Here is a 24,896-nt window from a genome sequence, read left to right on the forward strand (position 1 = left end):
CATATATCGCTCGGTCATTATCGGGGAGACGGCCGCCCGGGAAATCAGTTTGTCCCGCCAGCGGGACGGGGCCGCTGCACCAAAGCACGGCTTTGTATTATCCGGCCGCGACATGTTCTCATCTCCAGCAGTCGCCCCGCACGAGGCGTGTCGCACTCTGCCCGAAAGGTGAACGTGGAATGGAGATCATCGGAAACGGTTTCCTCGCGAAACATCTCCGCCTGATCGGCCACAAACATCCCGACGCGACCGTGCTGGCCGCCGGCGTGCCCCGCCAGGAGTTGCCGGAGTCCGAGCACAAACGCGAGGTCGTCCTCGTCGAGCAGGCGATCGAGGAATCCTTGCGGCGGGACCGCCTGCTGGTCTTCTTCTCCACCGCCAGCATCTACGGGGGCGGGGACAGCTGCCGCGGCCGGGAGGACGAACCGGCCGCGCCGCTGACCAACTACGGACGGCACAAGCTGGGCCTGGAGGCGCTCATTCGCGACTCGGGCGTGCGCCACCTGACCCTGCGCCTCTGCTACATGCTGGGACCGCACACGCCCGCGTTGCGGTTGATCCCGTCGCTGATCGCGCAGATCCTGTCCGGATCGGTGCGCATCTACCCGGGCGCCTACCGGGACCTGCTGCACGTCGCCGATGCGGTGATGATCATCGACAAGCTCCTGGACATGCGCCTGGAGGACGAGATAGTGAATGTCGCCTCGGGCGACTGTGTGCGCATCGAACTCATCGTGGATCATATCGAGAAACGCCTCGGCACGACCGCGAAAAGGGAGTTCACCGGGGTCGGCACGGCGCACTGCCTGTCGGTGGAGAAGCTCCACAAAATTCTTCCGGAGCTGGGCGGCATGGACTTCGGGCCGGGCTATTACCAGCTCGCCATCGACCGGTATCTTCGGGAGTCCGGACACCTTCCCGGTGACGCCTGAAATCCCGGCGATATTTTTTCCGGCTCTCGTTCGAGCAACCGGCTAAACAGCTAGGGGCGACGAACCATGCTCTTTCCCCACACCATCGCGCGCCGTACGTCACTGTTGCAGACCGAACCCGTCGGCGGCACGGCACTACGGACGGTCCTGGAGCGGGAGAAGCTCGATCTCCTCCCCGACCTGGAGGTCTTCCTGTCCACCTCGACCGACGACCCGGTGAAGATCGCGGCGCTGTTCTTCGTCGTGCGTTCCGACACCGAGGAGAAGATCGGCTTCGGCTCGATAAGCCACCTCGACACCGAGCTCGGCCAGATCAGGATCGACGTCATCGCCGACCCCGACCGGACCGAGTTCGGCATCAGCCTGGAGGCGACCATGCTGGTGGTGAACTACGCGTTCGCCACCTGGGACGTCGGCAAGATCTACTTCTGCGCCACTCCGAGGAACTTCGAGACACTCTCCATGTTCCCAGCCATGATCATGGAGGAGCCGGAGCCCCCCGCCTACCTGCGCGAGTCCGGCACCGAGCACGGCCTGCGCGTGCTGTCGATCCATCGGGACCGGTGGGAGAAGTACGGCACCAGGTTCCTCGACCGGCTTGTGAAGAGCCCGCTTGGCCGATGACGCCCGCCCAGCCGCCGTCGACCCGGCGACGCGCCAAAACCTGACGAAGGGGACGTGATCGCGATGCTCGAGATCGAGCGGAACGAACTGATCACTCAGATATCAGTGCAGGCCATGACCATCTTGATGTTCACCTCCAGCGAGCCGGAGTTCGAGCTGCCCGAGCCCAAGAGGATGGACGATCTCGACTCCTTCTCGGTCGTGCAGCTGATCCTCACCCTTGAAGACATCTACGACGTGCGCCTCTTGGAGGACATGCACGCCTTCGAGGGCGAGACCTTCGACGACCTGGCCGACTTCGTCGCTCTGCGCATATCGCAGAACGGCCAGGCCGCTCCCTCGGCCTGAACAACCCTGGAGCTGACATGCGATTCCTGCCCGCCTGGGAGGGCATCACGGTATCGGTCATCGGCCTGGGTTACGTCGGGTCGTGCGTGGCTGCGACACTGAGCGAGAACGGTATCCAGACCGTCGGCGTGGACAACGACGCCGGCCTGATCGAGGAGCTCCTGGCCGGACACTGCCGCTTCCGCGAACCCGGCCTGCCCGAACTCCTCGGCCGCTGGGTGGGCACGCCCCGGCTGCGGGTCACCACCGACTACGCGGCCGTGACCGCGACCGACATCGTCATCGTCGCCGTCGGCACGCCGGTCCGGCCTGACGGCACGCTCCTGGACACTCAGCTCAGGAGCGTCTGCGAGGAGCTGAGCCGGCGGATCCGCCCCGGCCAGCTACTGATCTTCAAGAGCACCGTGCCGGTCGGCACCATGCGCAGCCTCGTCGCGCCGCTCCTGGAGAGCTCGGGCCTGCGCTGCGGCCAGGACTTCGGCCTGGCGTTCTGCCCCGAGCGCCTGTCGGAGGGCGTCGCGCTGAGCGAGCTGAGCAGGTTCCCCATCGTCATCGGCGGCTGGTGCCAGGACAGCGTCGACGGCGCCGCGGTGTTCTGGCAGAAGAGCATCGGTGTGGAGGTGGTATCCTGCGGCTCCCTCGAGGCCGCCGAGCTGGTGAAGCTGACCAACAACTGGTGGGTGGACCACAACATCGCCCTCGCCAACGAGCTGGCCAAGATCTGCGCCAAGGTCGACGTGGACGTCCTGGAGGTCATCGCGGCCGCCAACTCCATCCCCAAAGGCGAGGCGAGCGTCAACGTGCTGCTGCCGAGCGTCGGCGTCGGCGGGTCGTGCCTGACCAAGGACCCCTGGATGTTGTGGCGCTCGGGCCAGGAGCTCGGCGTCGAGTTGCAGACGATCCCCGTCGGCAGGGCGGTCAACGACTCGATGCCCGCCTTCACCGTCGACCTGATCATCGAGGAGCTGGGCAAGCTGGACAAGGACCTGGCCTCGGCGACGATCGCGGTGCTCGGAGTGGCGTTCAAGAACAACACGGGGGATCTGCGCTCCACCCCCGTCGCCCCCGTGGTGGCGGCCCTGCGGAAGGCCGGCGCCCAGGTGCGGCTCTTCGACCCGCTCGCCGAAGCCGAGGAGACCGAGCGGGTCTTCGGGCTTCGGCAGTCGGCCTCCCTGGAGGAGGCCACCCGGGACGCCGACTGCGTCGCCGTACTGGCCAAACACAAGCAGTTCGACGCCGTGGACTTCGCCGGGCTCCGCGCCCGCACCGCGCAGTCGTGCGTCATCGTGGACGGCCGCGCCTACTACTCGCGCGACATGATCGAGGCCCTGCGCGAGCTCGGCTTCTCCTACCGCGGCATCGGACGTTAGACGCGAGGTGACAGATGTACCCAGCCGAACTGGCGGCCAGCTACAACCAGGTCTACCTGGGTCGGGGCAAGGACTACGCGGGCGAGGCGGCCGACGTGGTGCGCCGGGTCCGTGAGCTCCGGCCCGGCGCCGCCTCGCTCCTGGACGCCGCCTGCGGTACCGGCAACCACCTGCGCTTCCTGTCGCAGGAGTTCGACACCGTCGAGGGAATGGACCTGTCGCAGGACATGCTCGCGGTGGCCAAGGAATCCTTCCCGGCCATCCCGCTGCATCTGGGCGATTTCCGCGACTTCGACCTCAACCGCACCTACGACGTGGTGAGCTGTCTGTTCGCCATCGGGCACGTGGGCTCGGCCGACGAGCTCGACGCGGCGGTCAGCCGGCTCGCGGCCCATGTGGCGAGCGACGGCGTGGTGGTCGTCGAGCCGTGGTGGTTCCCCGACACCTTCGATCCCGGGCACATCTCGGCCGAGCTGTTCACCCAGGAGCCGGCCCTGGCCCGCATGTCGCACTCGGTGGTGTCGGGCACGAAGGTGCACACCGAGGTGCATTGCATGATCGCACACCCCGGCAACGGCATCCGCCACTCCTGCCACCGCTTCGAGCTCACCCTCTTCACTGAGGAGCAGTACGAGAGCGCCTTCACCCGAGCCGGGCTAAAGCCCGCCTACTTCCCCGGCGGCCCCTGGGAGTGCGGCCTGTTCCTGGGCGTGCGCGACTGACGACGTCCCGCGGTAGAGCTCGGTCAGCAGCTCCAGCTCCGGCACGACCGCGTTGGGCGACGGCATGGCGAGCATCTCCTGCCTGAGCCGCTCGGGCCCCTGCCGCAGGAGCGGGTCGTCCAGCAGCCGGAGCAGGTGCTCGCGGGTGCTCTCCTCGGTGACGTCGTCACTGGGGATCATCAGCGCCATGCCCTCGTCGGCCAGCCCGCGGGCCACCAGCCGGTCGTCGAGCAGGCGGCGCGGCAGGATCAGCTGCGGCACGCCGTAGAAGGCCGACGTGCAGACGGTGCCCGGCCCGCCGTGGTTGATCACGGCCGAGCAGGTGGGCAGCAGCGCGTGCAGCGGCACGAAGGAGACCAGGCGGGTGTTGGCCGGCACGGCGCCGAGCTCCGCCTGGGTTTCGGGCGGCACGGTGGCCACGACCTCGATGTCGAGGTCGCCGAGCGCGTCGAGCAGGCCCCGGATCGAGACCGAGTAGCGGCCGAGCCGCTCGGTGGCCGACAGACCCAGGCTCAGGCAGACGCGGGGGCGTCCGGGCGGCTCGCGCAGCCAGTCGGGAACGACCGCGCGGCCGTTGTAGGGGATGTAGCGCATCGGCACATACCGCAGGCCGTCAGCACGGCGTAGCGAGGGCGGCATGTGCGTGATGGTGAAGTGGCCACTGGTCAGGTCCTCGGAGAACGCGCCACCGGTCCGTGCGGCCAATCCCCCCGTCCACTGGGCCAGCACGTCCTCGCGGTCCTCGGGCGGCCGCCGGCGCACCTCGCGCAGGAACGCCTCCCGCATCAGCCCGAACAGGTCCACGCTCCACAGCAGCCGCGCGTGGGCGGCGCCCGAGGCCTTGGCGGCGATCGCGCCCGCGTAGGTGCCGGGCTCCCAGATGACCAGGTCGGGCCGCCACTGGAGGCAGTAGGCGGTCAGGTCGTCGACCATCGGGCCGTTGACCGTGCGCCACCACCACCACACGACCTCGCGGTAACCCCACTTGAGCTGCTCCCAGCCCAGTTCCGGCCACACCTCGCCCATGTCGAAGAAGCCGGATCCCTCCTCATCGCCGAAGCGCCGCGCCCATTCCCTGTGGCGGTACAGCGAGTGGTCGGCACCCACCGGCACGACGGTCAAGCCGGTGGCGGCCACCGCTCCGGCCAGTTCGGGCTGGGTCGCGACCCTGACCTCGTGGCCTGCCGTCCGCAGCGCCCAGCCCATGGGTACGGAGCTCAGGAAATGCGTCTTTTCCGCATAGGAGACAAGGAGAACCCGCATTTCTCTCCACCTTTGCGCACGCCGATTCACCGAAATCGGGGGTGACTTCGTCAGCAGGGGATCGGCGCTCATCATACGCATGCCGTACCCGAAGCGGGCAGGTGCGAGGCCCCGTCCCGCCGGCGAGACGGGACACCCGCGAACCTTTTGACGCCGGCCCGGCCGATATCTAGCGTGCGACGGTAAGTCGAAATGTCGTTGCCCGGAAATCGTCGACTCGCCAAGGAGCCGGACGTGACGAAACCGCGCCGGATACCCGAATTGGGCGCCCGGCGGCTGCTGGTGGTGGGCACAGGCGCCATCGCCGCCATGCACCTGCCCTCGTGGCTCACCTGGCTCACCACGTCCTACCCCGACCTCGAAGTGCGAGTGGTGCTCACACCGAGCGCGGAGCGGTTCGTCAGCCACGAGGCCCTCAGCATGCTGATCCGCGACGAGGTGACCACCGACCGGTGGCCGGCCGAGCCGAGCACGCAAGCGCTCCACGTCCGCCTCGCCGAGTGGAGCGAGGCCATCGCCGTCTATCCGGCCTGCCTCAACTACGTCAGCAGGCTGGCGCTGGGACTGGGCGACACCCCCTCGCTGCTCGCGCTCCAGTGCACCGCGGCGCCGATCGGCATCGCGCCCTCGCTCCCGCCGGGCGCTCTGAACAATCCCACCTTCCGCGCCCACCTGACCACGCTCGCCGAGCGGCCGAACGTGGTCGTGGCTCCCACGCTACCGGCCGTCAGCGCCGCCACCGGGCGGGCCGACGCCGCCGGCGCTCCCCCACTGTGGGCACTGATCGAACTCATCGAGCGGCTGCGCCTGGACCTCGCCGCGGGCGAGACGCGGCCCGCTGACGTCGGGTGACGGAGGCCGCACGTGAACGACATGCTGCAGTACTACACACTCGCCGATCCGCTGTTCTACGACGAGGCCACCCGGTGGACCCGTGGCGCGGGTCACCTGGCCGACGCCGAGTTCGGGATCTCCTCGCGGCCCGTGCCGCAGGACTGGATCAGCAGGCGGCGCACGGTCTGGCGCGAGCTGCGGCCCGAGGGCCACCGCACACCCGAGCAGGGCTGGAAGATCCACATCTCGGCCACCCTGGAGAACGCCGACCGGCTGTGCACCACGGTCTGGGACTACTGCGTCGAGCGCGGCATCGCCTTCAAGTACCTGATGAACCGCAACATGCTGCTCGCCTTCAACGCCAAGTACACCCCGCGCGGGACCAGCGGGAAGCTGATCGCGATCTACCCGCCCGAGGAGCTCTTCGCCGCCGCGGTCACCGAACTGGCCGAGCTCACCAAGGGCGAGCAGGGCCCCTACATCCTCAGTGACCTGCGCATCGGCGACGGACCGGTGTACGTACGCTTCGGCGGGTTCGTCCGGATGCGCTGCGTCGACGAGAACGGCGAGATCACCATGGGCGTCCGCCGCCCCGACGGTGTGATCGTGCCCGACCGGCGTCGGCCGTACTTCTCCCCGCCCGACTGGGTGGAGCTCCCTGAGGTCCTTCTCCCGCACCTGGAGGCCCGCAAGGCCGCCTCGGCGCAGACCGCCCCGTACCGGGTGGAACGCGCGCTGCACTTCTCCAACGCGGGCGGCGTCTACGTGGCGACCCGGCGGCCCGACGGCCTGCGCGTTGTGCTGAAGGAGGCCAGGCCGCACACCGCGATCGACAACAACCACCTCGACGCACCGGCCCGGCTGCGGGAGGAGGCCTGGGCGTTGCGCAAGCTGGCCGGGGTGCGCGGGGTTCCGCAGCTCCATGACGAGTTCACCATGGGCGGGCACCACTTCCTGGCCCAGGAGTTCGTCGAGGGCGAGCCGCTGACGGTCTGGATCGCGGTCAACCACCCGTGGGCGACCATGGCCGAGCCCACCCCCGGCGACCTGGCCGACTACACCCGCAAGGCGGCCCGGGTGGTGGACTCGCTCACCGCGCTGCTGGAGGAAATTCACGCACGGGGTGTCGTCTTCGGCGACCTCCACCTGGGCAACGTCATGGTCACCCCTGAGGGGACGGCCGCCCTGGTCGACTTCGAGCTGGCCTTCGACTCCGCCCGTACGACATGGCGGCCAGGCCTGGGCGCCATGGGCTTCGTCGGCCACGGCAAGCAGGGCGCCCAGCTGGACCGGCATGCGCTGGCGGCCATCATGCTGTCGATGTTCCTGCCGTTCAGCAAGATCCATGTGCTTCAGCCGGACAAGGTCTTTCACCTCGTGCGGGTGGTCACCGCCGGCTTCCCGCTGCCACCCGGCTGGGCCGAGACGATCCGGCGCGAGCTGGCTCCGCCCGGCGCGCCGGCCGAGCCCGGTCTGCTGGAGAGCGAGCCGTACTCCTGGCGGCGGGTGGCCGGGCAGGTCGCCGAGGGCATCCTCGACTGCGCCACGCCTGACCGGGACGACCGGCTCTTCCCCGGCGACATCCAGCAGTTCGTCTCCGGCGGCCTGTCGTTCGGCTACGGCGCCGCCGGCGTGCTGTGGGCGCTGGACGTGACCGGGCACGGCCGCCATCCGGCTCATGAGCAGTGGCTGCTGCAGGCCATCGAGCGGATGGAGTTCCCCTACCCCGGCTTCTACGACGGGGTCGCCGGACTGGCCTACGCGCTGGACCACCTCGGTTACCAGGGCGAGGCGATGAAGCTCCTGGAGCACCACCCGATCCCGGAACAGACCGGGCTGTCGCTGGCTTCCGGCCTGGCCGGGATCGCCGCCGCCCGCCTCCACCTGGGCGTGCGATGGGACGAGCCGGGCCACCGCACGGCCGCGTACGCCGCCGCCGAGCGGCTCGCCGACGCCCTGCGCGCGGGCGGCTCCCCGCCCGCCGGGCTGATGCGGGGCTGGTCCGGCGTGGGGCTGTTCTTCACCCGCCTGTACGAGCACAGCGGCGACCAGCGCCACCTCGACCTCGCCGTCCAGGCCGTGCATCGTGACCTGGACGCGTGCGTGACCAACAAGCACGGGGCGCTCATGGTCGAGGAGACGGGCGTGCGGCTGCTGCCGTACCTGGAGAGCGGCAGCGCGGGGATCGCGCTGGTCATCGACGAACTGTCGGCGCACACCGGCGACGAGAGGATCCGCGAGGCCCTTCCCGGGCTGCTGCGGGCCTGCTCCCCGCGGCTCGCCGTGCAGGCGGACCTGTTCCGCGGCAAGGCCGGCCTCATCCTCGCCCTCGCCCGCCTGGCGGAGAGTACCGACCTGGAGCGCCATCGCGAGGTGCTCGCCTGGCACGCGATCGAGCTGGGCGACCACCTGGCGTTCCCGGGGAACCTCGGCTACCGGCTGTCCATGGACCTGGCCACGGGCTCGGCCGGGGCGCTGCTCGCCCTGGCCGGCGACGGGCCGCCCGCCCTGCCGTTCTTCTCGCCGCGCCCCCGGGCCGGCGAGCGGTGAACGCCACCGCGATCGGCGCCGAGGGCCTGGCCAAGCGGTACGGCGCGGCCGAGGCGGTCAAGGGGGTCGACGTCACCGTGGCGTACGGGGAGGTGTTCCGCGGGGTGAGGCGCCGTCTGGAGATGGTCCGCGCCTCCTCACCACGCACTACATGGAGGAGGCCGAGTACTGCGACCGCATCGCGATCATGGATCACGGCAGGATCGCCGTCGTGGACTCCCCCAGGACGCCCGCGTCCCTGCCCAGGCTGTTCGCCGAGCTGGGCGTGCCGATCAGGTCCGTCCAGCTGACCCGGCCGAGCTTGGAGGACGTCTTCCTGGCCCACACCGGGACGACCATCAGAGGCGACGCCCTGGTGAGGGCTGACGGCATGGCGATGACCCGGCCGGCACGGGACACCACGGGCGCCCTGTTCCCGATCGCGGGCCTCCCCGCGGCGCTCCAGGCGCCGGCGCCGGCCAACCCGCTGACGCACGCCGTGGACTTACTGCGCCAGGCCATCCTCGGGCACCTCGGCGCCACCGGCCGGCCGGTCACGTGGGGCGGTGTGCCGGTCCCGGCCTGGGCCGAGTCCGGCCTGCTCGCCGCGATGGGCCTGATCTTCCTGGCCCTGGCCGCCGCCCAGTTCAGGAGGGCCGACTAGCTCGACCACCGAACCCCCTAGGAGAGCCCATGTCATTCGCTCCCCTCCGCCTGACGGTGATCATCGCCAGCACGAGGACGGGCAGGATCGGCCAGGTCGTGGCCGACTGGTTCGTCGACCGCGCCGAGCGCCACACCGCCATGGACATCGACGTCATCGACCTGGCCACCACGCCGTTGCCGCTGGCCGTGACGTCGTCGCCGGCCCCCGCGGTCAAGGAGCTCCTGGCGCCCGTGAGCGACCGGCTGGCGGCGGCCGAGGCGTTCGTCGTCGTCACCCCGGAGTACAACCACAGTTTCCCCGCCACCATCAAGCTCCTCATCGACTGGAACTACACGCAGTGGCGCGCCAAGCCGGTCGGCTTCGTCTGTTACGGCGGCAGATCGGGCGGCCTTCGCGCGGTCGAGCACCTGCGCCTGGTCTTCGCGGAGCTCCACGCCGTCACGATCAGGGAGACGGTCAGCTTCCACAGCACGTGGACCCGCCTGGAGGACGGCGTCACGCCCGAGATCCCCGAGGGCAGCGACGGGGCCGCCAAGGTCATGCTCGACCAGCTCGCCTGGTGGGCCCGCGCGCTGAAGGCCGCCCGCGCCGCGCACCCGTACGAGGTCTGACGCCGACCGGCGGGGACGGGCGACGGCCGGCGGGGACGGGCGACGGCCGCACCCGTCAGACCGGCACGTCCGCCTTCTCCGTCTCCGGAGTCTCAGCGACGGGACGCAGGATGACGGCCGCCAGGACGGCGGTCAGAGCCACGATGACGGCGCCGACCACGGCCGTGACCTGAAGGGCGTCGGTGAAGGCGGCGCGTGCGGCGGTCAGGAGCGCCGTGGCGGCGGGGTCGGACAGCCGCGCGGCGGCGTCCGCCGCGGCGCCGAGCGTGTCGCGGGCCGACTCCCCCAGCCCGGCGGGCACCCCTTCCGGTACGACGACCTGCGCCCGATAGACCGCGGCCGCGATCGAGCCGAACACCGCCAGCCCGAGCGCCCCGCCGAACTCCTGCACCGTCTCCGACAGGGCGGACGCGGCCCCGGCGCGCTCGGGCGGCGCGGACCCGACGACCAGGTCGGTGCCCAGCACCAGGAGCGGCGACGCGCCCACGAAGAACAGCACCTGCGCGACCACGACGAACGCCGGCCCGGACCCGCTCCCGGCCCCCACGAGGAGCCCGACCCCGACGGCGGCGACCACGAGACCCCCTGCCATGACCGACCCGGGCCTGATCCGCCGGGCGAGCGCCGGCGACACCATGAACCCCAGCACGACGGCGGCGGTCTGCGGCAGCGTCCACAGCCCGGCCTGGAGCGGCGTCAGACCGGCCACGAGCTGCATGTACTGGGCGGTCAGCAGCATGACCCCGGGCCCGACGAGGATGACGAGCATCAGGGTGCCCAGCGCGGAGCTGAACCTGCGCTCGGCGAACAGCTTGAGGTCGAGCAGCGGGTCGGCCAGCCGGCGCTGCCGCCGGACGAACACCGCGCCCAGGGCCAGGCCCGCCGCCAGCGCCAGCACCGGCGCCGTGCCCGGCCCGTACGCGGCGATCTCCTTGATCCCGTAGATGGCGGAGATGACGGCGGCCAGCGAGAGCGCCACGCTGACCAGGTCCAGCCGCCCGGGATTCGGGTCACGGTACTCGGGCAGCAGCAGCGGCCCCGCCACCAGCAGCACCACCATGACCGGCACGCCCAGCAGGAACACCGACCCCCACCAGAAGCTCTCCAGCAGCACCCCGCCCACGAGCGGCCCGATCACCATGCCGCCCGTGAACCCGGTCATCCAGAGGCTGATCGCCACGGTGCGCTGGGCGGGGTCGTGGAACATGGTGCGGATCAGCGACAGCGTGGAGGGCATCAGCGTCGCGCCGGCGATCCCGAGCAACCCGCGGGCGGCGATGAGCAACCCGGCGTCCGGCGCGTACGCGGCCAGCACCGAGGCCAGGGCGAACGCGGTCGCGCCGATCAGCAGCAGGCGCCTGCGGCCGATGCGGTCCCCGATCGCGCCCATGGTGATGAGGAATCCCGCGATGAGGAACCCGTACACGTCGTTGATCCACAACAGCTGGGACGCACTCGGCCGCAGGTCCGCGCTGAGCTTCGGCACGGCCAGGTGGAGCACGGTCACGTCTATGGACAGCAGGAGCGTCGGCAGGATCAGCACGGCCAGACCGATCCATTCGCGGCGTCCCGCTCGGATACTCATGTTTTCCGTCATGGAGCCGACGATAGGAGCTCAACCAAGCTTGAGGTCAACTTCGATGCGCCGTGAACGGCTCAGGGGCTCTCGTAGTCGAGCCCCAGTTTGGGGGCGATCTCGCGCAGGCACTCTTCGAAGACCGGCTCCAGGTCGGAGTAGGCGAAGTCGAGCTGGTTGAGCACCTCCATGCAGAGCAGGCCGTACAGCCTGATCCAGCACGACAGGAAGACGTGCACGGCCTCCACCGGCAGCCCGAGCCCCGCCGAGGCGGTGTACGCGCGCAGCTGCTTCCTGATCGACGGCTCCAGCTCGGCGGGCACGGGGAACGGCCGGCTCTCCCACAACGCCGCGACCTCCTCCAGGAAGACCGCCTCGAAGTCGCGCCCGGCCAGCTCGCGCGGGGAGCCGGGCCGCCGCTCGCCGGTGAGCGGGCTGGCGAACACCCACCCGAACTCCGCCCGATGCGTGATCGCCCATTTCCGCATCGCCCGGCACGTCGCGAGCAGCCGCCGGCCGTGCTCGCCCGGCGGGTGCGCCTCCCGCGCCGCCTCCATGACCTCGGTCAGCTCGCGGAAGAAGTCGGCGGTCACCGCTCCGACCAGCTCCTCGTGGCCGGCGAAGTAGTGGTAGAGCGCAGGCCCGCTCATCCCCATCTCCCTGGCCACGGCGTTGATCGTCACGGCCGCCGGCCCCTGCTCGATGAGCAGCCTGCGCGCGACCGCGCGGATCTCCGCCAGCGTCGCCTGCCGCACCCTCTCGCGCCTGCCGGCCATCCCGCTCCCTCCGTCCGGAACCGTTGACATCCTAGGGCACCTATGTTTCCTTAATGGCTCTAAGCAAACTTATAGATCCTAAGGAGCGGAGTCATGCGCAATCCCCTCGCCGGCGCCTTCGCCAAGTACGTCATGGAGGCGAAGGTCGCCGAGGCCGAGCTCGTCACGCCCACGATGCGCCGGATCCGGCTGGAGACCGGCGTGCCGATCGCGTTCCCGTACCGGCCTGGCCAGCACATCCGCGTGCAGATCAACGACCCGTTGTCGGTGTACGGGATCCTGCGGCCCGTCGAGACGCTGCGCACGTACACGATCTGGGACCTCGACCCCGACCGGCGGGGACTGGAGCTGCGGGCGCACCTGTACGGCGGTGACGGCATCGGGCTGCGCTGGGCGCGCGAGGCCGCACCCGGGGATCCGGTGACGTTCTGGTGGCCGCAAGGGGATTTCTTCACCCGGGACGAGGCGCCGTTCCACCTGTTCGCCGGGGACGAGACGGCGAGTGCGGCGTTCGGGCCGATGCTGCGCGCCCTGGCGCCGGGGGCGCGGGTGCACGGCGTGCTGGAGAGCGAGGCGCCCGAGCACGACATGCCCATGCCCGGTCCGCACGAGCTGCGCCGGGTGCACCGGGCGGGCGCGCCCGCCGCCTCCTCGCGGACTCTGCTCGCCGCGGTGGCCGGCCTGGACCTGCCCGGCAACACCGGCGCCGCCTACCTCGCGGGCGAGGCCCGGACGTGCCAGATGATCAGGGACTATCTCGTACGCGAGCGCAACTGGCCGCGCACCTCGATCAAGGTCAAGCCGTTCTGGACGCCGGGCAAACGCGGGCTGCACTGAAATCCGGTTGTGGAGGCCCTTCACATTGACCACGCTGAGGGGATGCCTGCACAGTCCTCCAGCGAGTTGCTGGGATTCCCGGCCGGCACCCGCCTGCTGCTCGTCAACGCCGACGACTTCGGCATGTACCGGGAGGTCAACGAGGCCGTCGTCCGCTCGATCGAGGACGGGATCACCGCCTCGTGCAGCCTGATGACGCCCTGCCCGGCGGCCGGTCACGCGATGGACCTGCTGCGCGAGCGGCCGGAGATCCCCTTCGGCATCCATCTGACGCTGGTCTGCGAGCTGCCGGGCCGCCCCTGGGGACCGATGGCGGGCCGGGAGCGGGTGCCCTCGCTGCTCGACGACTCCGGCCGGCCGTTCCCCTACGACCGCATCCCCGAGTTGCTCGGCCGGGCCCGCATCGAGGAGGTCGAGACCGAGTTCCGGGCACAGATCCACGCCGTGCTCGACGCCGGGCTGACCCCGGCGCACCTGGACTGGCACTGCCTGGCCGACGGCGGGCGCACGGACGTGTTCGAGCTGACCGTGGCGCTGGCCGGCGAGTACGGGCTGGCGGTGCGGGCCTGGCTGGACCCGAACCGCGAGCGGCTGCGCGGCCTCGGCCTCCCCGTCGCCGACCACGACTTCCTGGACAGCTTCGCGCTGGACCTCGACGGCAAGGCGGACGCCTACGCCCGGCGGCTGCGCACGCTGCCGCCGGGCCTGAGCGAGTGGGCCGTGCATCCCGGCCTGGGAGGAGCGGAGTCGCGGGCCGTCGATCCGCACGGGTGGCGCGTGCGCCGGAGCGACTACGAGTTCCTCACCTCAGCGCAGGCCCGCGACCTGCTACGGCGGGAGGGGATCGTGGTGATCGGCTACGAGGTCGTCCGGCGCGCCTGGACCGCGCGGTGAACCGTTCAGAAGGCGGCCGCCAAGGCCAGGCCGACAGCGGCCTCCTGGCGGAGAACCATGATCAGGAGAGTGGCGACCAGAGTGGCGATGAGCAGCCAGCTGATCAGGATGATGACCGTCGAGCGGCGCGGCCGGCGGCGGCCGCCGGACTCGCCCTTCGACCTCGCCTCGCTGCGACGAGCCCGCTCGTTGAACGACTCCAGTCGTGCGACGAGTCGCGGATCGTCGTCGACGAGGTGCTGCTCGATCTGGGCCAGCATCCGCTCCTCGTCCTGCGACCAGGCCATAGATGCACCTCCGGAACGCAAGCTCTGTGGCCTCTTTCTGCCCAACCATGAAGATCATTAGCCCCAGGCTGACCAGGTAATTGCACCCTCTTTTCGGTTTGCGATCAAGCTCGAACTTTTGTTCTAATCATGAGATGCGCTGGGACAACCTGCGCCTGACCGGGCCAGACCAGGACGATCCGGCCGCGCCGCTGTTCGCCCGCGGCGCGGTCACCCGCACGTTCGACACGCCCGAGTTCAAGGGCATGACCTTCTACGAGATCCGGGCCCGATCCATCATCAACCGCGTGCCCGCCGCCAGCCGGGTGCCGTTCGAGTACACGATCAACCCCTACCGGGGATGCAGTCATCGCTGCATTTACTGTTTTGCCCGAAAAACGCACGAATATCTAGATTTGGATGCCGGAGCGGACTTCGACTCCAAGATCGTCGTCAAGGTCAACGCCGCCGAGCTGGCCCGCAAGGAGCTGGCCTCCCCCCGCTGGGGCGGCCACCACGTCAGGGGCCGTTTCCCCATAGCCATGGGCACCAACGTCGACTGCTACCAGCGCGCCGAGGGCCGCTACCGGCTGATGCGCGGCATCCTCTCCGCGCTGCGCGACGCCGCCAACCCGTTCTCGATCCTCACCAAGGGCACGCTGATCCTGCGCGACCTCGACCTGCTGACCGAGGCGGCCGAGGTGACCGAGGTGGGCGCCAACGTGTCGGTCGGGTTCGTCGATCCGGAGATGTGGCGGGCGGTGGAGGCGGGCACGCCCGATCCGCGCCGGCGGCTGGAGGTCTGCGCCCGGCTCAACGACAACGGCATCGCGTGCGGGGTGCTGATGGCGCCGATCCTGCCGTACCTCACCGACTCCCCCGGCCAGCTGGAACGCACCGTCAAGGAGATCGCCGGCTCCGGCGCCACCCACATCGCCCCGATCGTGTTGCACCTGCGTCCCGGGGCGCGGGAATGGTGGCTGAGCTGGCTCTCCCGCGAGCATCCCCGGCTGGTGCCGCGCTACCTGGAGCTCTACGGGCGGGGCGCCTACGCGCCGAAGGCGTACCAGCAACGGATCACCTCCCAGGTCAAGGAGCTGGCCGAGCGCTTCGGCGTCGGCCGCGCCACCCCGGCCATGGCCCGCCGCCTCCCGCCCCGCCCGGCCCCGGCGCCCCCTCCCCCGGAGCAACTCCGCCTGCTGTAGCGCCCGACACGACGCGCCGGCGATAAATGGGTGGATCGGCCCCGGCCCGGCTGGCACGATTGGCGGGTCCATATCGGCCGAAGATCAGGAGCATGTGATGCGGCGCCGCCTCGGAATCTCCCAGCGCCCCATTGGCACGAGAGTTCTCGAGGGCTCCACCACACATGCACATCCTGAACATCGGCATCCTCGCGCACGTCGACGCGGGCAAGACCAGCCTCACTGAGCGGCTGCTGTTCGAGACCGGCGTCATCGACCGGCTCGGCAGCGTCGACGAGGGCAGCACACAGACCGACACCGGCGAGATCGAACGCCGCCGCGGCATCACCATCCGCGCGGCCGTCGCCTCCTTCACCCTGGGCGACCTGCGGGTCAACCTGGTGGACACACCCGGCCACGCCGACTTCGTGGCGGAGGTGGAGCGGGCGCTCGGGGTGCTCGACGGCGCCGTGCTGGTGCTGTCGGCCGTCGAGGGCGTCCAACCGCACACCAGGGTCCTCATGAAGACCCTGCGCAGACTCCGCCTGCCCACGTTGATCTTCGTGAACAAGATCGACCGCATGGGCGCCGGGGAGCGGGAGGTGCTGGCCGACATCCGGCGGCGGCTCTCGCCGTACGGCGTCGCCATGAACACCGTACAGGACCTCGGCCGCAAGGCCGCCACCACCCACGGCCTCCCGCCGCACGCGGTGGAGGAGGCCGCCGAGGTTCTGGCCGAGCACGACGACGCGCTGCTGGAGCTCCTCGTCGACGGCAAGACCCCCGACCTGCAGCAGGTACGCGCGGCGCTGGCCCGCCAGTGCGCGGACGGGGTGGCGCATCCGGTGCTGTACGGCTCGGCGATCACCGGGCAGGGCGTCGCCGACCTCCTCGACGGCATCGCCACCCTGCTGCCCGCCGTCCGCCAGCCCGACCCCGGCCGGGCGCCGGACCCCGCGCGGGCGACGGTGTTCGCGATCGAGCGCGCCCCGTCCGGCGAGAAGGTCGCCTACCTGCGGGTACGCGCGGGCGTCCTGCGCGCTCGCGAGGCCCTGACGTTCCACGGCGGCCAGGGGCGCGTCTACGGCGGCCGGTTGACCGCGCTGGCCGTCGCCGGAGCCCCGCGGCGGCGGGTGGCGGTGGCGGGCGACATCGTCAAGGTCCGGGGCGTGCCGGAGATCCGCGTCGGCGACCACGTCGGCGAGCCGCCTCCGGACGGTCAGGCGTACTTCAGCCCGCCGAGCCTGGAGACGGTCGTCCGCCCGCGCGTGCCCGGCCAGGAGCCGCGCCTGCACGCCGCCCTGCTGGCCCTGGCCGAGCAGGACCCGCTGATCGGCACCCGCACGCTGGCCGGCGGCGACACGTCGGTCCTGCTGTACGGGGAGGTCCAGAAGGAGGTCATCGGCGAGACGCTGGCGAGGGAGTTCGGCGTCGAGGCGGTGTTCGAGCCGAGCCGCCCCATCTACTTCGAGCGTCCCTCGGGCACGGGCGAGGCGGTCGAGGAGATCCGGCGCCACGGCCCCAACCCGTTCATGGCCACGGTCGGCCTGCGGGTCGAGCCGGCCGCGCCGGGGTCGGGCGTCGGCTACCGGCTGGAGGTGGATCTCGGGTCGCTGCCGCACGCCTTCCACCGGGCGATCGAGGAGAGCGTGCGCCTGGCGTTGCGCGAGGGCCCGCACGGCTGGCCGGTCACCGACATCACGGTCACGCTGACCCGCACCGGTTACGACGCGCCCTCCACCGTCGCGGCCGACTTCCGCGGCCGGACGCCGATCGTGCTCGCCGAGGCGCTGCGCCGGGCGGGCACCACGGTGTACGAGCCCTGCCACCGCTTCGAGGCCGAGATCCCGCTGGAGGCGTTCAGCGCGGTCACCGGCGGGCTGGCGGCGCTGGGCGGCGAGCTGGACGGCGCGGTCAGGCGCGACGACACCTGGGTGATCACGGGTGAGATCCCTGCGGCCGTGGTGCACGAGTTCGAGCAGCGGCTGCCCGGGCTGTCGCACGGCGAGGGCGCGTGGTGGTCGGAACCGTCGGGCGACCGGCCCACCCGATAGGCGGTATGTCGGGTTTAGGGGATAGATGGGTATTAACGAGCGCAGTGCACCAATCAGGTGCATCTCGTCCGTACAGGGGGGATTCCCATGGCAGACACGAAGAAGAAACCCGCCACCAAGTCGGGCAAGTCGAAGAAGCAGGCCATCAAGACCAGCAGGCAGGCCAAGGAGACGAAGAGAGACACCAGGAAGCCCGCTGACGAGGGTTGACCCTGGAGGCGGCGGGGCGGGCGGCGAGAACCGTCCGCCCCGCCGGGTGAAATGATCGGATAGCCGGACATGTGTGACGCCGTCCTGGCTGTCCGATCGATCGTGGAGGTACGCCATGTCGGCCTACCTGCGTTTCCCCGCCGTCTTCCAGGACGTCGTCGTCTTCGCCGCCGAGGACGACCTGTGGATGGTCTCCGCCCAGGGCGGGCGCGCCTTCCGCCTGACCGCCGGGCTCGCCGAGGCCGGCTATCCGCGCATCTCGCCACGCGGCGACCAGCTGGCGTTCGTCGGCCGCGAGGAGGGCCCGGAAGAGGTGTACGTCATGCCGGCCGACGGCGGCGCGGCCCGCCGGGTGACCTTCCACGGCGCCCGCTGCACGGTGACCGGGTGGGATCCCGAGGGCCGCATCCTGTACGCCAGCGACGCCGCCCAGCCGTTCGACGGCCGCAAGTGGCTGCACCGGGTGGCGCCCGGCGGGGTGCCGGAGCGGCTGCCGTACGGCCCGGCGAACTCGATCGCGTACGGCCCCGGCGGCATGATCGTGCTCGGCCGCAACACCGCCGACCCGGCGCGCTGGAAGCGCTACCGCGGCGGCACGGTCGGCGACCTGTGGATCGACCCGACGGGGGACGGGGAGTTCCGGCGGCTGATCAGGCTGCCCGGCAACCTGGCCTCGCCCTGCTGGAGCGGCGAGCGCGTGTGCTTCATCTCCGACCACGAGGGCGTCGGCAACGTCTACTCGTGCCTGCCCGACGGCCACGACCTGCGCAAGCACACCCACCACGAGGACTACTACGCGCGCAACCTGTCCGGCGACGGCCACCGGCTGGTCTACCACGCGGGCGCGGACCTGTACCTGCTGGACGACCCCGGCGAGCGGCCGCGCAAGCTGGAGGTGCGGCTGGCCAGCTCGCGCACGCAGCGCAACCGCAGGTTCGTCGAGGCGGCCGACTACCTCGACGCCGCCACGCTGAGCCCCGACGGCAGCGCGCTGGCGATCACGGCGCGCGGCAAGGCGTACGCGATGGCCGGCTGGGAGGGCGCGGTGCACCAGCACGGCGCCCCGGACGGCGTCCGCTACCGCTTCCTGACCTGGCTCAACGACGGCGTACGGCTGATCGCGGCGGCCAGCGACGACGGCGACGAGGAGCGGCTGGTGATCCTCGAGAGCCCCGAGGGCGGCCCCGGCAGGGAGGTCGCCAGGCTGGGCCGGATCAACGAGCTCGTCCCCGACCCCGCGCACGACCGGGTGGCCGTCGTCAACCACCGCCACGAGCTGCACCTGCTCGACCTCGTCACGGGACGCGCCGACCTGGTCGAGGCCAACCCGCACGGCCCTCCGGAGGATCCCGCCTGGTCGCACGACGGCCACTGGCTGGCCTACGCCTCCCCGCTCAACGCCCAGACCAGCGCGATCAAGCTGCACCGCCCGGAGACCGGGCTGACCGTGCCGGCCACCGAGCCGGTGCTGAAGGACGCGCGGCCGGCGTTCGACCCGCAGGGCCGCTACCTGTACTTCATCGGCCAGCGCACGTTCTCCCCCGTCTACGACCAGCTCCAGTTCGACCTGGGCTTCCCGCTGGGCACCCGCCCGTACGCGGTGGCCCTGCGCGCGGACGTGCCGGACCCGTTCGTGCCCGCGCGGCGCCCGCTGGAGCAGAAGGAGGACGACGAGGACGACGACGAGGCGGAACCCGGGCCGCTGCGCGTCGACGTGGACGGGCTGGCCCGCCGCGTCACCGCCTTCCCGCTGCCCGAGGGCCGCTACGAGCGGCTGGCCGGGCTGAAGGGCAAGGCGCTGATCCTGGCCAGCCACACGGAGGGCGAGAACACCCTCCATCTGTACGACTTCGCCAAGGACGAGAAGGAGACGTTCGCCGACGGCGTCACCGACTTCGAGCTCGGCCGCGACCACAAGACGCTGCTGTATCGGGCCGGCTCCCGGCTGCGCGTGGTCAAGGCCACCGAGGCGCCGGACAACGACGACGAGCACCCCGGGCGCGAGAGCGGCTGGATCGACCTGTCGCGCATCAAGGTGTCGGTGATCCCCGAGGCGGAGTGGCGGCAGATGTTCCGGGAGGCGTGGCGGCTGCAGCTGGAGAACTTCTGGACCGAGGACATGGCGGGCGTGGACTGGCCGGCCGTGTACGACCGCTACCTGCCGCTGGTGGACCGGGTGACGACCCGGGGCGAGTTCTCCGACCTGCTGTGGGAGCTGCACGGCGAGCTGGCCACCAGCCACGCCTTCGAGAGCGGCGGGGAGTACCGCCCCGGCCCCGACTACACCCAGGGAAAGCTCGGCGTGGACTGGGACTACCGCGACGGCGTCTACCGCATCCGCTCGATCGTGACGGGCGACCCGTGGGACCCGGCGGCCACCTCGCCGCTGAACAGGCTCGGTCTCGACGTACGTCCCGGCGACGCGGTCCTGGCCATCAACGGCGCGCCCATCGGCACGGCGGCCACCCCGAACGAGCGCCTGGTGAACCAGGCCGGCGAGGAGGTCGAGCTGACCCTGCGGCGCGACGAGCGGGTCTTCACGGTGACCGTGCGGGCCGTCGCCGACGAGCAACCCGCCCGCTACCGCGACTGGGTGAACCTCAACCGCGCGCGGTGCCACCAGCGCTCCGGCGGCCGGGTCGGCTACCTGCACGTCCCGGACATGGGGTCGGAGGGATTCGGCGAGTTCCACCGGGGGTTCCTGGCCGAGTACGACCGGCAGGCGCTCATCGTGGACGTGCGTTTCAACGGCGGCGGGCACGTGTCGGCGCTGCTGCTGGAGAAGCTGGCCAGGCGCCGGCTCGGCTACGACTACCCGAGGTGGGGCGCGCCGGAGCCGTACCCGCCGGAGTCGCCGCGCGGCCCGCTGGTGGCGATCACCAACGAGTGGGCGGGCTCCGACGGCGACATCTTCAGCCACACGTTCAAAGTGCTGAAGCTGGGACCGCTGGTCGGCAAGCGCACGTGGGGCGGGGTCATCGGGATCTGGCCGCGGCACCAGCTGGCGGACGGCACGGTGACGACGCAGCCGGAGTTCTCCTTCGCCTTCGACGACGTCGGCTGGCAGGTGGAGAACTACGGCACCGATCCCGACATCGAGGTGGACATCACCCCGCAGGACTACGCCAGGGGCGTCGACACGCAGCTGGAGCGGGCCATCGACGTCGCGCTCGACCTGCTGGCCGAGCGACCCCCGCACACGCCCGATCCGCGACATCGGCCGCGTATGCAACCTTAGTCAGGTTTCGGGCGTCTAAAGATCATAGGTGGGGATAGCGCACAGGGGATGAACGGTGCACTCCGCCAACGCGAGACAATTGGCCGGTGGCAAAGGGGTCCGCTTTGTCACCGGCCACGTGTGTTGTGACGTTGTCCATTTCTAAGGGGGACCTGTCAGGTGCGCGCACTGGCACGCAAGGGCAAGTCGGCCGTGGTCCGGCTCTATCGGGGATACAACCGGCGCAAAGTGCGCAAGGCGCCGCCGCCGTCGACCAAGCAGGTCCGCATCCTGCTGCTGCACGCCTACGGGATGGGCGGCACCATCAGGACGGTGTTCAACCTGGCGAGCTACCTGGCCAAGGAGCACGACGTCGAGATCGTCAGCATCCTGAAGGAGGCCGAGGAGCCGTTCTTCCCCGTCGACCCGCGCGTCAAGTTCCGCTTCCTCGACGACCGGATCGACCCCAGCCCCGACCCGCTGCGCGCGATGCTGTCGAAGATGCCCAGCAAGCTGATCCCCAAGGAGGAGACGGCCTACCACCGTTTCAACCTGTGGACCGACCTCAAGCTGGCCCGCTACATCCGCTCGCTCGACACCGGCGTGCTCATGGCCACCCGGCCGGGGCTCAACCTGGCGATGGCCCAGTTAGCGCTGCCCAGCGTCATCACGATCGGGCAGGAGCACGTGGCGCTGCGCACCCAGGCCGAGCCGATGCAGGAGCTGATCAAGTGGCGCTACCGCCGCCTCGACGCCCTCGTCACGCTCACCAAGGCCGACCTGCGCGACTACCGTGAGACGCTGCCGAAGAAGCCGAAGAAGCTGGCCCGCATCCCGAACGCGGTGCCGCCGATGACGGGCGACGTGTCCAAGCTCGACGCCAAGGTCGCCATCGCGGTCGGCCGGATGACCCGCATCAAGGGCTTCCACCGGCTCATCACCGCCTGGGAGACCGTGGCCGCCGCCCACCCCGACTGGACGCTGCGCATCTTCGGCGCGGGCCCGCAGGAGGGCAACCTGCGTCAGCAGATCGCCGAGGCCGGGCTCGAGGGCAAGGTCGAGCTGCCCGGGCCGACCACGGACGTGGGCGCCGAACTGGAGAAGGCGTCCATCTACGTGATGAGCTCGCGGCACGAGGGCTTCCCGATGACGATCCTGGAGGCCATGGCCAAGGGGCTGGCGATCGTCAGCTTCAACAGCCCGCACGGCCCCAAGGAGATGATCACGCACGAGGTGGACGGGCTGCTGGTCAAGCCGCGCACCAACGCCAACCTGGCGGCCGGGATCATCCGGGTCATCGAGGACGAGCAACTGCGCAGGGAGCTGGCCGCCGGGGCGCTGGAGACGGCGCGGACGTACGACGTGGACGCGATCGGGGAGAAGTGGGACGCGCTGCTGGCCGAACTCCTGGCCCGCCGCAACGGAACCTACGTCCGCCCCGAGCCTCCGGCCGAGCCCCCGTCCCCGGCCGGGACACCGTCGGCCGCGCCGGCACCATCAGGCGGGCCGTCGCCGAGCGAGCCGCCGGCTGGCGGCTGACGCGCCATCGGGTGCCACGCCGAGCCCTCATGGGCCGGCTGAGATGCCATCGCGTGCCGCGCCCAGCCGGTCGTGTCACACCCCGGAGCCCGTCAGCTCCACCGGCTCGGCGATGACGTCCACCAACGCCCCGTTGCGGTAGACGGTGATCGGCAGCGGCCGCCCGATCGCCTCCGCGAACATCAGCCGCTGCAGGCTCTGCGCGTCCCCCACCGGGGTGCGCCCCGCGCTCAGCACCAGGTCGCCCGCGCGCAGGCCGGCCCGGTGCGCGGGCGAGCCCGGCACGACCTCGACCACGCGCAGCGCCCCGTCCTGCCCGGTGCGCCGCCGCAGCTGCTCGGGCAGCGGCGCCGGCGAGGTGACCAGCCCCAGGAAGGCCCGCCTGACCCGGCCGTCCCTGATCAGCGCGGCGATGATGGAGCGGGTCGTGGCGTTCATCGGCACGGCCAGCCCCACGCCGACCCCCGCCACCGCCGTGTTGATGCCGACCACCCGCGCCCGGGAGTCGGCTAACGCCCCGCCGGAGTTGCCCGGGTTGAGCGCCGCGTCGGTCTGGATGACGTCCTCGATCAGCCGTACGTTGGAGCCGCTGCGCGCGGGCAACGACCGGCCGAGCCCCGACACCACCCCGGCCGTCACGGACCCGGCCAGGCCGAGCGGCGTGCCCACGGCCACCACGAGCTGCCCGACGACGAGCTCGTCGCTGTCGCCGAGCACGGCGGGCTCGGGCGTGGGGGTCTGCGCCCTGATCACCGCCAGGTCCGACAGGGGGTCGCGGCCGACCACGACGAAGTCGCCCGAGGTGCCGTCGCCGAACGCGACCGTGCCGGCCCGGGACGAACCGACCACGTGCGCGTTGGTCAGCAGGAACCCGTCAGCGGTGAACACCACCGCGGACCCGCTGCCCCGGCCGGCCCGCACGCTGGCCACCTTCGGCAGCAACTCGGCCGCCACGGAAGAGACGACGCGCGAGTAGGCGTCGAGTGGATCCGCCATCACGTGCACTCCTTAGATGCTTACAGGATTACACGGTAACTCCGCTTCGCTGATGTGAGCGATGAGCCGATGGCGGACGGCTCACCCGGCTCAGGTGGCCGGAAGCGCGGCGTACAGGTCGACGCCGTTGCCGTCGGGATCGGCCACGGTCGCGTACCGCATGCCCCAGAACGCGTCGAAGGGCTCCTTGACGCCGCGGTACCCGGCCTCCACCAGCTCGGCGTACTAAAGTGGCGGCGGTCGGCCCACCAGATCACCCGGCTCACCGGCGCGGAGTTCGCGGACCGGGGCGCGGTCACGCCCCCTCGCACGGCCGCGAAGCAAACAGGCACCCCGCCTCAGCGGGGCGCGTTCACGCCGCCGGTGCCACCGCCCACCGCCATCGGCCCCTCCCCGGACGCGCTCACCGGGTCCGGGGGCAACATCGCGGCGACCTCACGCGACAGGTGGGGATCGGCGCCGAACGCCTCCACGATCGCCGCCCTCAACGCCGCGTGACTCGGCTCGTCGTCCGGCTTGGCCTCGGCCACCCGCGCGATCACCTGCCTGGAGCGGGCGTCACCCCGGCCGAACACGCGCTGCAGGATGCGGGTGCCGCGGGCCACCGGGGTGTCGGCGGCCACCTCGCTGGTCTTGGCCAGCACGCTCACGCCGTAGGCGCCGATCGCCGAGGTGACAAAGGGCATGACGTCGTCGGCAGTGTCCATGAGACCCTCCCCGAGGTCTTGATGGATGAACGTGATGGTAGCCCGGATGGTTCCGACGGCGAGGGCATACCCTGTCGAATGTGCCTGCTCCGTACCTCACACTCAAGACCGTCGTCGAGCACGAGACCGAGGTGCGGAGATCGCGCTTCGTCTGCGCCGTGGCGCCCGCGCGCAGCGTGGAGGAGGCGGCGGCGTTCATCGCGGGGCGGCGCCGCGAGCACGCCGACGCCACCCACAACTGCACCGCCTACGTCATCGGGCAGCGGGTGCAGAAGGGCGACGACGACGGCGAGCCGGGCGGCACCGCGGGCACGCCGATGGTGCAGGCCCTGGTGGGGCGGGGATACAGCGACGTGGTGGCGGTGGTGACCCGCTATTTCGGCGGGGTGCTGCTGGGGGCGGGCGGGCTGGTGCGGGCTACGGGTCGGCGGTGACCGAGACCCTCGACCGGGCCGACCCGGTGCGGATGGTGCCGGCCAGACGGGTGCGCGTGGCGGTGGCGCACGACCAGGCCGGGCGGGTGGAGAACGACCTGCGGGCCTCGCGGTACGCGGTCGAGGACGTGACGTACGCGAGGGACGTGACCTTCGCCGTCGCGGTGGGCGAGGACGAGGTGGAGAGGTTCGCCGACTGGGTGGCCACGCTGACGGCCGGGCGCGCCCGCGTGGCCGTGGGCGAGGACGTCCACGTCCCCGGCTGAGGTCAGCGGCCCGCCGGGCCGTCAGCGCGGCATCGGGACT

25 protein-coding genes are annotated in these 24,896 nt (G+C 71.1%); 18 read left to right on the plus strand and 7 right to left on the minus strand.

Going from position 1 to position 24,896, the window contains the following annotated elements; genetic code table 11:
• Nucleotides 1-179 precede the first annotated feature (179 nt).
• From ID574_RS37255 to ID574_RS37275, 5 genes are all read left to right on the plus strand, one after another.
• Nucleotides 180-932, plus strand: a complete 753-nt coding sequence (locus tag ID574_RS37255; protein ID WP_188193705.1) for an NAD-dependent epimerase/dehydratase family protein — start codon at nucleotides 180-182, stop codon at nucleotides 930-932.
• 66 nt (nucleotides 933-998) lie between these two features.
• A complete protein-coding gene (locus ID574_RS37260) occupies nucleotides 999-1,556 on the plus strand; it encodes a GNAT family N-acetyltransferase (protein WP_188193706.1) in 558 nt (185 codons plus the stop codon).
• 114 nt (nucleotides 1,557-1,670) lie between these two features.
• Nucleotides 1,671-1,904, plus strand: coding sequence for a hypothetical protein (locus tag ID574_RS37265; RefSeq protein ID WP_223167470.1), 234 nt, complete (start codon nucleotides 1,671-1,673; stop codon nucleotides 1,902-1,904).
• 17 nt (nucleotides 1,905-1,921) lie between these two features.
• Nucleotides 1,922-3,274 carry a nucleotide sugar dehydrogenase gene (locus ID574_RS37270; protein WP_188193707.1) on the plus strand — a complete coding sequence of 451 codons (1,353 nt, stop codon included), beginning with the start codon at nucleotides 1,922-1,924 and terminating at the stop codon, nucleotides 3,272-3,274.
• Between the two features lie 14 nt (nucleotides 3,275-3,288).
• Nucleotides 3,289-3,996, plus strand: a complete 708-nt coding sequence (locus tag ID574_RS37275; protein ID WP_188193708.1) for a class I SAM-dependent DNA methyltransferase — start codon at nucleotides 3,289-3,291, stop codon at nucleotides 3,994-3,996.
• Here ID574_RS37275 and ID574_RS37280 read toward each other — a convergent pair.
• Nucleotides 3,931-5,259 (minus strand): activator-dependent family glycosyltransferase, encoded by a 1,329-nt coding sequence (locus ID574_RS37280; RefSeq protein ID WP_188193709.1) that lies wholly within the window; start codon nucleotides 5,257-5,259, stop codon nucleotides 3,931-3,933. The genes ID574_RS37275 and ID574_RS37280 overlap by 66 nt on opposite strands.
• 234 nt (nucleotides 5,260-5,493) lie before the next feature.
• Here ID574_RS37280 and ID574_RS37285 point away from each other — a divergent pair, with 234 nt between their 5' ends.
• From ID574_RS37285 to ID574_RS37300, 4 genes are all read left to right on the plus strand, one after another.
• The gene (locus tag ID574_RS37285) at nucleotides 5,494-6,111 is read left to right on the plus strand and encodes a flavoprotein (RefSeq protein ID WP_223167471.1); all 618 of its coding nucleotides are present in this window, start codon (nucleotides 5,494-5,496) and stop codon (nucleotides 6,109-6,111) included.
• 21 nt (nucleotides 6,112-6,132) lie between these two features.
• Complete coding sequence (lanKC, locus tag ID574_RS37290) at nucleotides 6,133-8,643, plus strand: class III lanthionine synthetase LanKC (RefSeq protein WP_223167492.1); 2,511 nt, start codon at nucleotides 6,133-6,135, stop codon at nucleotides 8,641-8,643.
• Between the two features lie 151 nt (nucleotides 8,644-8,794).
• Entirely contained in the window at nucleotides 8,795-9,286 is a 492-nt protein-coding gene (locus tag ID574_RS37295) for a DrrA family ABC transporter ATP-binding protein (protein ID WP_188193712.1), read from the plus strand.
• 29 nt (nucleotides 9,287-9,315) lie between these two features.
• On the plus strand, nucleotides 9,316-9,900 hold the full coding sequence (locus tag ID574_RS37300) for an NADPH-dependent FMN reductase (protein WP_188193713.1): 585 nt from the start codon (nucleotides 9,316-9,318) through the stop codon (nucleotides 9,898-9,900).
• A gap of 55 nt (nucleotides 9,901-9,955) precedes the next feature.
• Here the strand turns inward: ID574_RS37300 and ID574_RS37305 are convergent, their stop codons facing one another.
• Nucleotides 9,956-11,497, minus strand: coding sequence for an MFS transporter (locus tag ID574_RS37305; protein WP_442939362.1), 1,542 nt, complete (start codon nucleotides 11,495-11,497; stop codon nucleotides 9,956-9,958).
• A 59-nt stretch (nucleotides 11,498-11,556) separates the two neighbouring features.
• Nucleotides 11,557-12,282, minus strand: coding sequence for a TetR/AcrR family transcriptional regulator (locus ID574_RS37310; RefSeq protein WP_188193715.1), 726 nt, complete (start codon nucleotides 12,280-12,282; stop codon nucleotides 11,557-11,559).
• Nucleotides 12,283-12,345: 63 nt separating this feature from the next.
• On the opposite strand from ID574_RS37310, the gene ID574_RS37315 reads away from it, so the two are divergent.
• Nucleotides 12,346-13,089: a siderophore-interacting protein gene (locus ID574_RS37315; protein ID WP_188193716.1), complete on the plus strand. Its 744-nt coding sequence runs from the start codon at nucleotides 12,346-12,348 to the stop codon at nucleotides 13,087-13,089.
• 42 nt (nucleotides 13,090-13,131) lie between these two features.
• On the plus strand, nucleotides 13,132-13,983 hold the full coding sequence (locus ID574_RS37320) for a polysaccharide deacetylase family protein (protein ID WP_188193717.1): 852 nt from the start codon (nucleotides 13,132-13,134) through the stop codon (nucleotides 13,981-13,983).
• Nucleotides 13,984-13,988: 5 nt separating this feature from the next.
• Here the strand turns inward: ID574_RS37320 and ID574_RS37325 are convergent, their stop codons facing one another.
• A complete protein-coding gene (locus ID574_RS37325; protein WP_188193718.1) occupies nucleotides 13,989-14,270 on the minus strand; it encodes a DUF3040 domain-containing protein in 282 nt (93 codons plus the stop codon).
• A gap of 134 nt (nucleotides 14,271-14,404) precedes the next feature.
• Here ID574_RS37325 and ID574_RS37330 point away from each other — a divergent pair, with 134 nt between their 5' ends.
• From ID574_RS37330 to ID574_RS37345, 5 genes are all read left to right on the plus strand, one after another.
• Nucleotides 14,405-15,454 (plus strand): Rv2578c family radical SAM protein, encoded by a 1,050-nt coding sequence (locus ID574_RS37330; protein WP_188193719.1) that lies wholly within the window; start codon nucleotides 14,405-14,407, stop codon nucleotides 15,452-15,454.
• Between the two features lie 164 nt (nucleotides 15,455-15,618).
• Entirely contained in the window at nucleotides 15,619-17,487 is a 1,869-nt protein-coding gene (locus ID574_RS37335) for an elongation factor G (RefSeq protein WP_188193720.1), read from the plus strand.
• Nucleotides 17,488-17,574: 87 nt separating this feature from the next.
• The gene (locus ID574_RS61930) at nucleotides 17,575-17,697 is read left to right on the plus strand and encodes a hypothetical protein (RefSeq protein WP_262496095.1); all 123 of its coding nucleotides are present in this window, start codon (nucleotides 17,575-17,577) and stop codon (nucleotides 17,695-17,697) included.
• 115 nt (nucleotides 17,698-17,812) lie between these two features.
• Nucleotides 17,813-20,935, plus strand: a complete 3,123-nt coding sequence (locus tag ID574_RS37340) for a S41 family peptidase (RefSeq protein WP_188193721.1) — start codon at nucleotides 17,813-17,815, stop codon at nucleotides 20,933-20,935.
• 159 nt (nucleotides 20,936-21,094) lie between these two features.
• Complete coding sequence (locus ID574_RS37345) at nucleotides 21,095-22,453, plus strand: glycosyltransferase family 4 protein (protein WP_188193722.1); 1,359 nt, start codon at nucleotides 21,095-21,097, stop codon at nucleotides 22,451-22,453.
• A gap of 75 nt (nucleotides 22,454-22,528) precedes the next feature.
• Here ID574_RS37345 and ID574_RS37350 read toward each other — a convergent pair whose 3' ends face one another.
• From ID574_RS37350 to ID574_RS37360, 3 genes are all read right to left on the minus strand, one after another.
• On the minus strand, nucleotides 22,529-23,449 hold the full coding sequence (locus ID574_RS37350) for a S1C family serine protease (RefSeq protein WP_188193723.1): 921 nt from the start codon (nucleotides 23,447-23,449) through the stop codon (nucleotides 22,529-22,531).
• Nucleotides 23,450-23,539: 90 nt separating this feature from the next.
• Complete coding sequence (locus ID574_RS61935) at nucleotides 23,540-23,662, minus strand: VOC family protein (protein ID WP_262496096.1); 123 nt, start codon at nucleotides 23,660-23,662, stop codon at nucleotides 23,540-23,542.
• Nucleotides 23,663-23,787: 125 nt separating this feature from the next.
• Nucleotides 23,788-24,156, minus strand: a complete 369-nt coding sequence (locus tag ID574_RS37360; RefSeq protein WP_188193724.1) for a hypothetical protein — start codon at nucleotides 24,154-24,156, stop codon at nucleotides 23,788-23,790.
• An 80-nt stretch (nucleotides 24,157-24,236) separates the two neighbouring features.
• Between ID574_RS37360 and ID574_RS62495 the strand changes: the two genes are divergently transcribed.
• Complete coding sequence (locus ID574_RS62495) at nucleotides 24,237-24,590, plus strand: IMPACT family protein (RefSeq protein ID WP_336245590.1); 354 nt, start codon at nucleotides 24,237-24,239, stop codon at nucleotides 24,588-24,590.
• Complete coding sequence (locus ID574_RS62500; RefSeq protein WP_336245591.1) at nucleotides 24,587-24,856, plus strand: DUF1949 domain-containing protein; 270 nt, start codon at nucleotides 24,587-24,589, stop codon at nucleotides 24,854-24,856. The genes ID574_RS62495 and ID574_RS62500 overlap by 4 nt, the downstream gene beginning before the upstream one ends.
• The last annotated feature ends 40 nt before the right edge of the window (nucleotides 24,857-24,896 follow it).

The organism is Nonomuraea sp. SYSU D8015 (assembly GCF_008065375.1).
In the GTDB taxonomy this organism is placed as follows: Bacteria; Actinomycetota; Actinomycetes; order Streptosporangiales; family Streptosporangiaceae; genus Nonomuraea.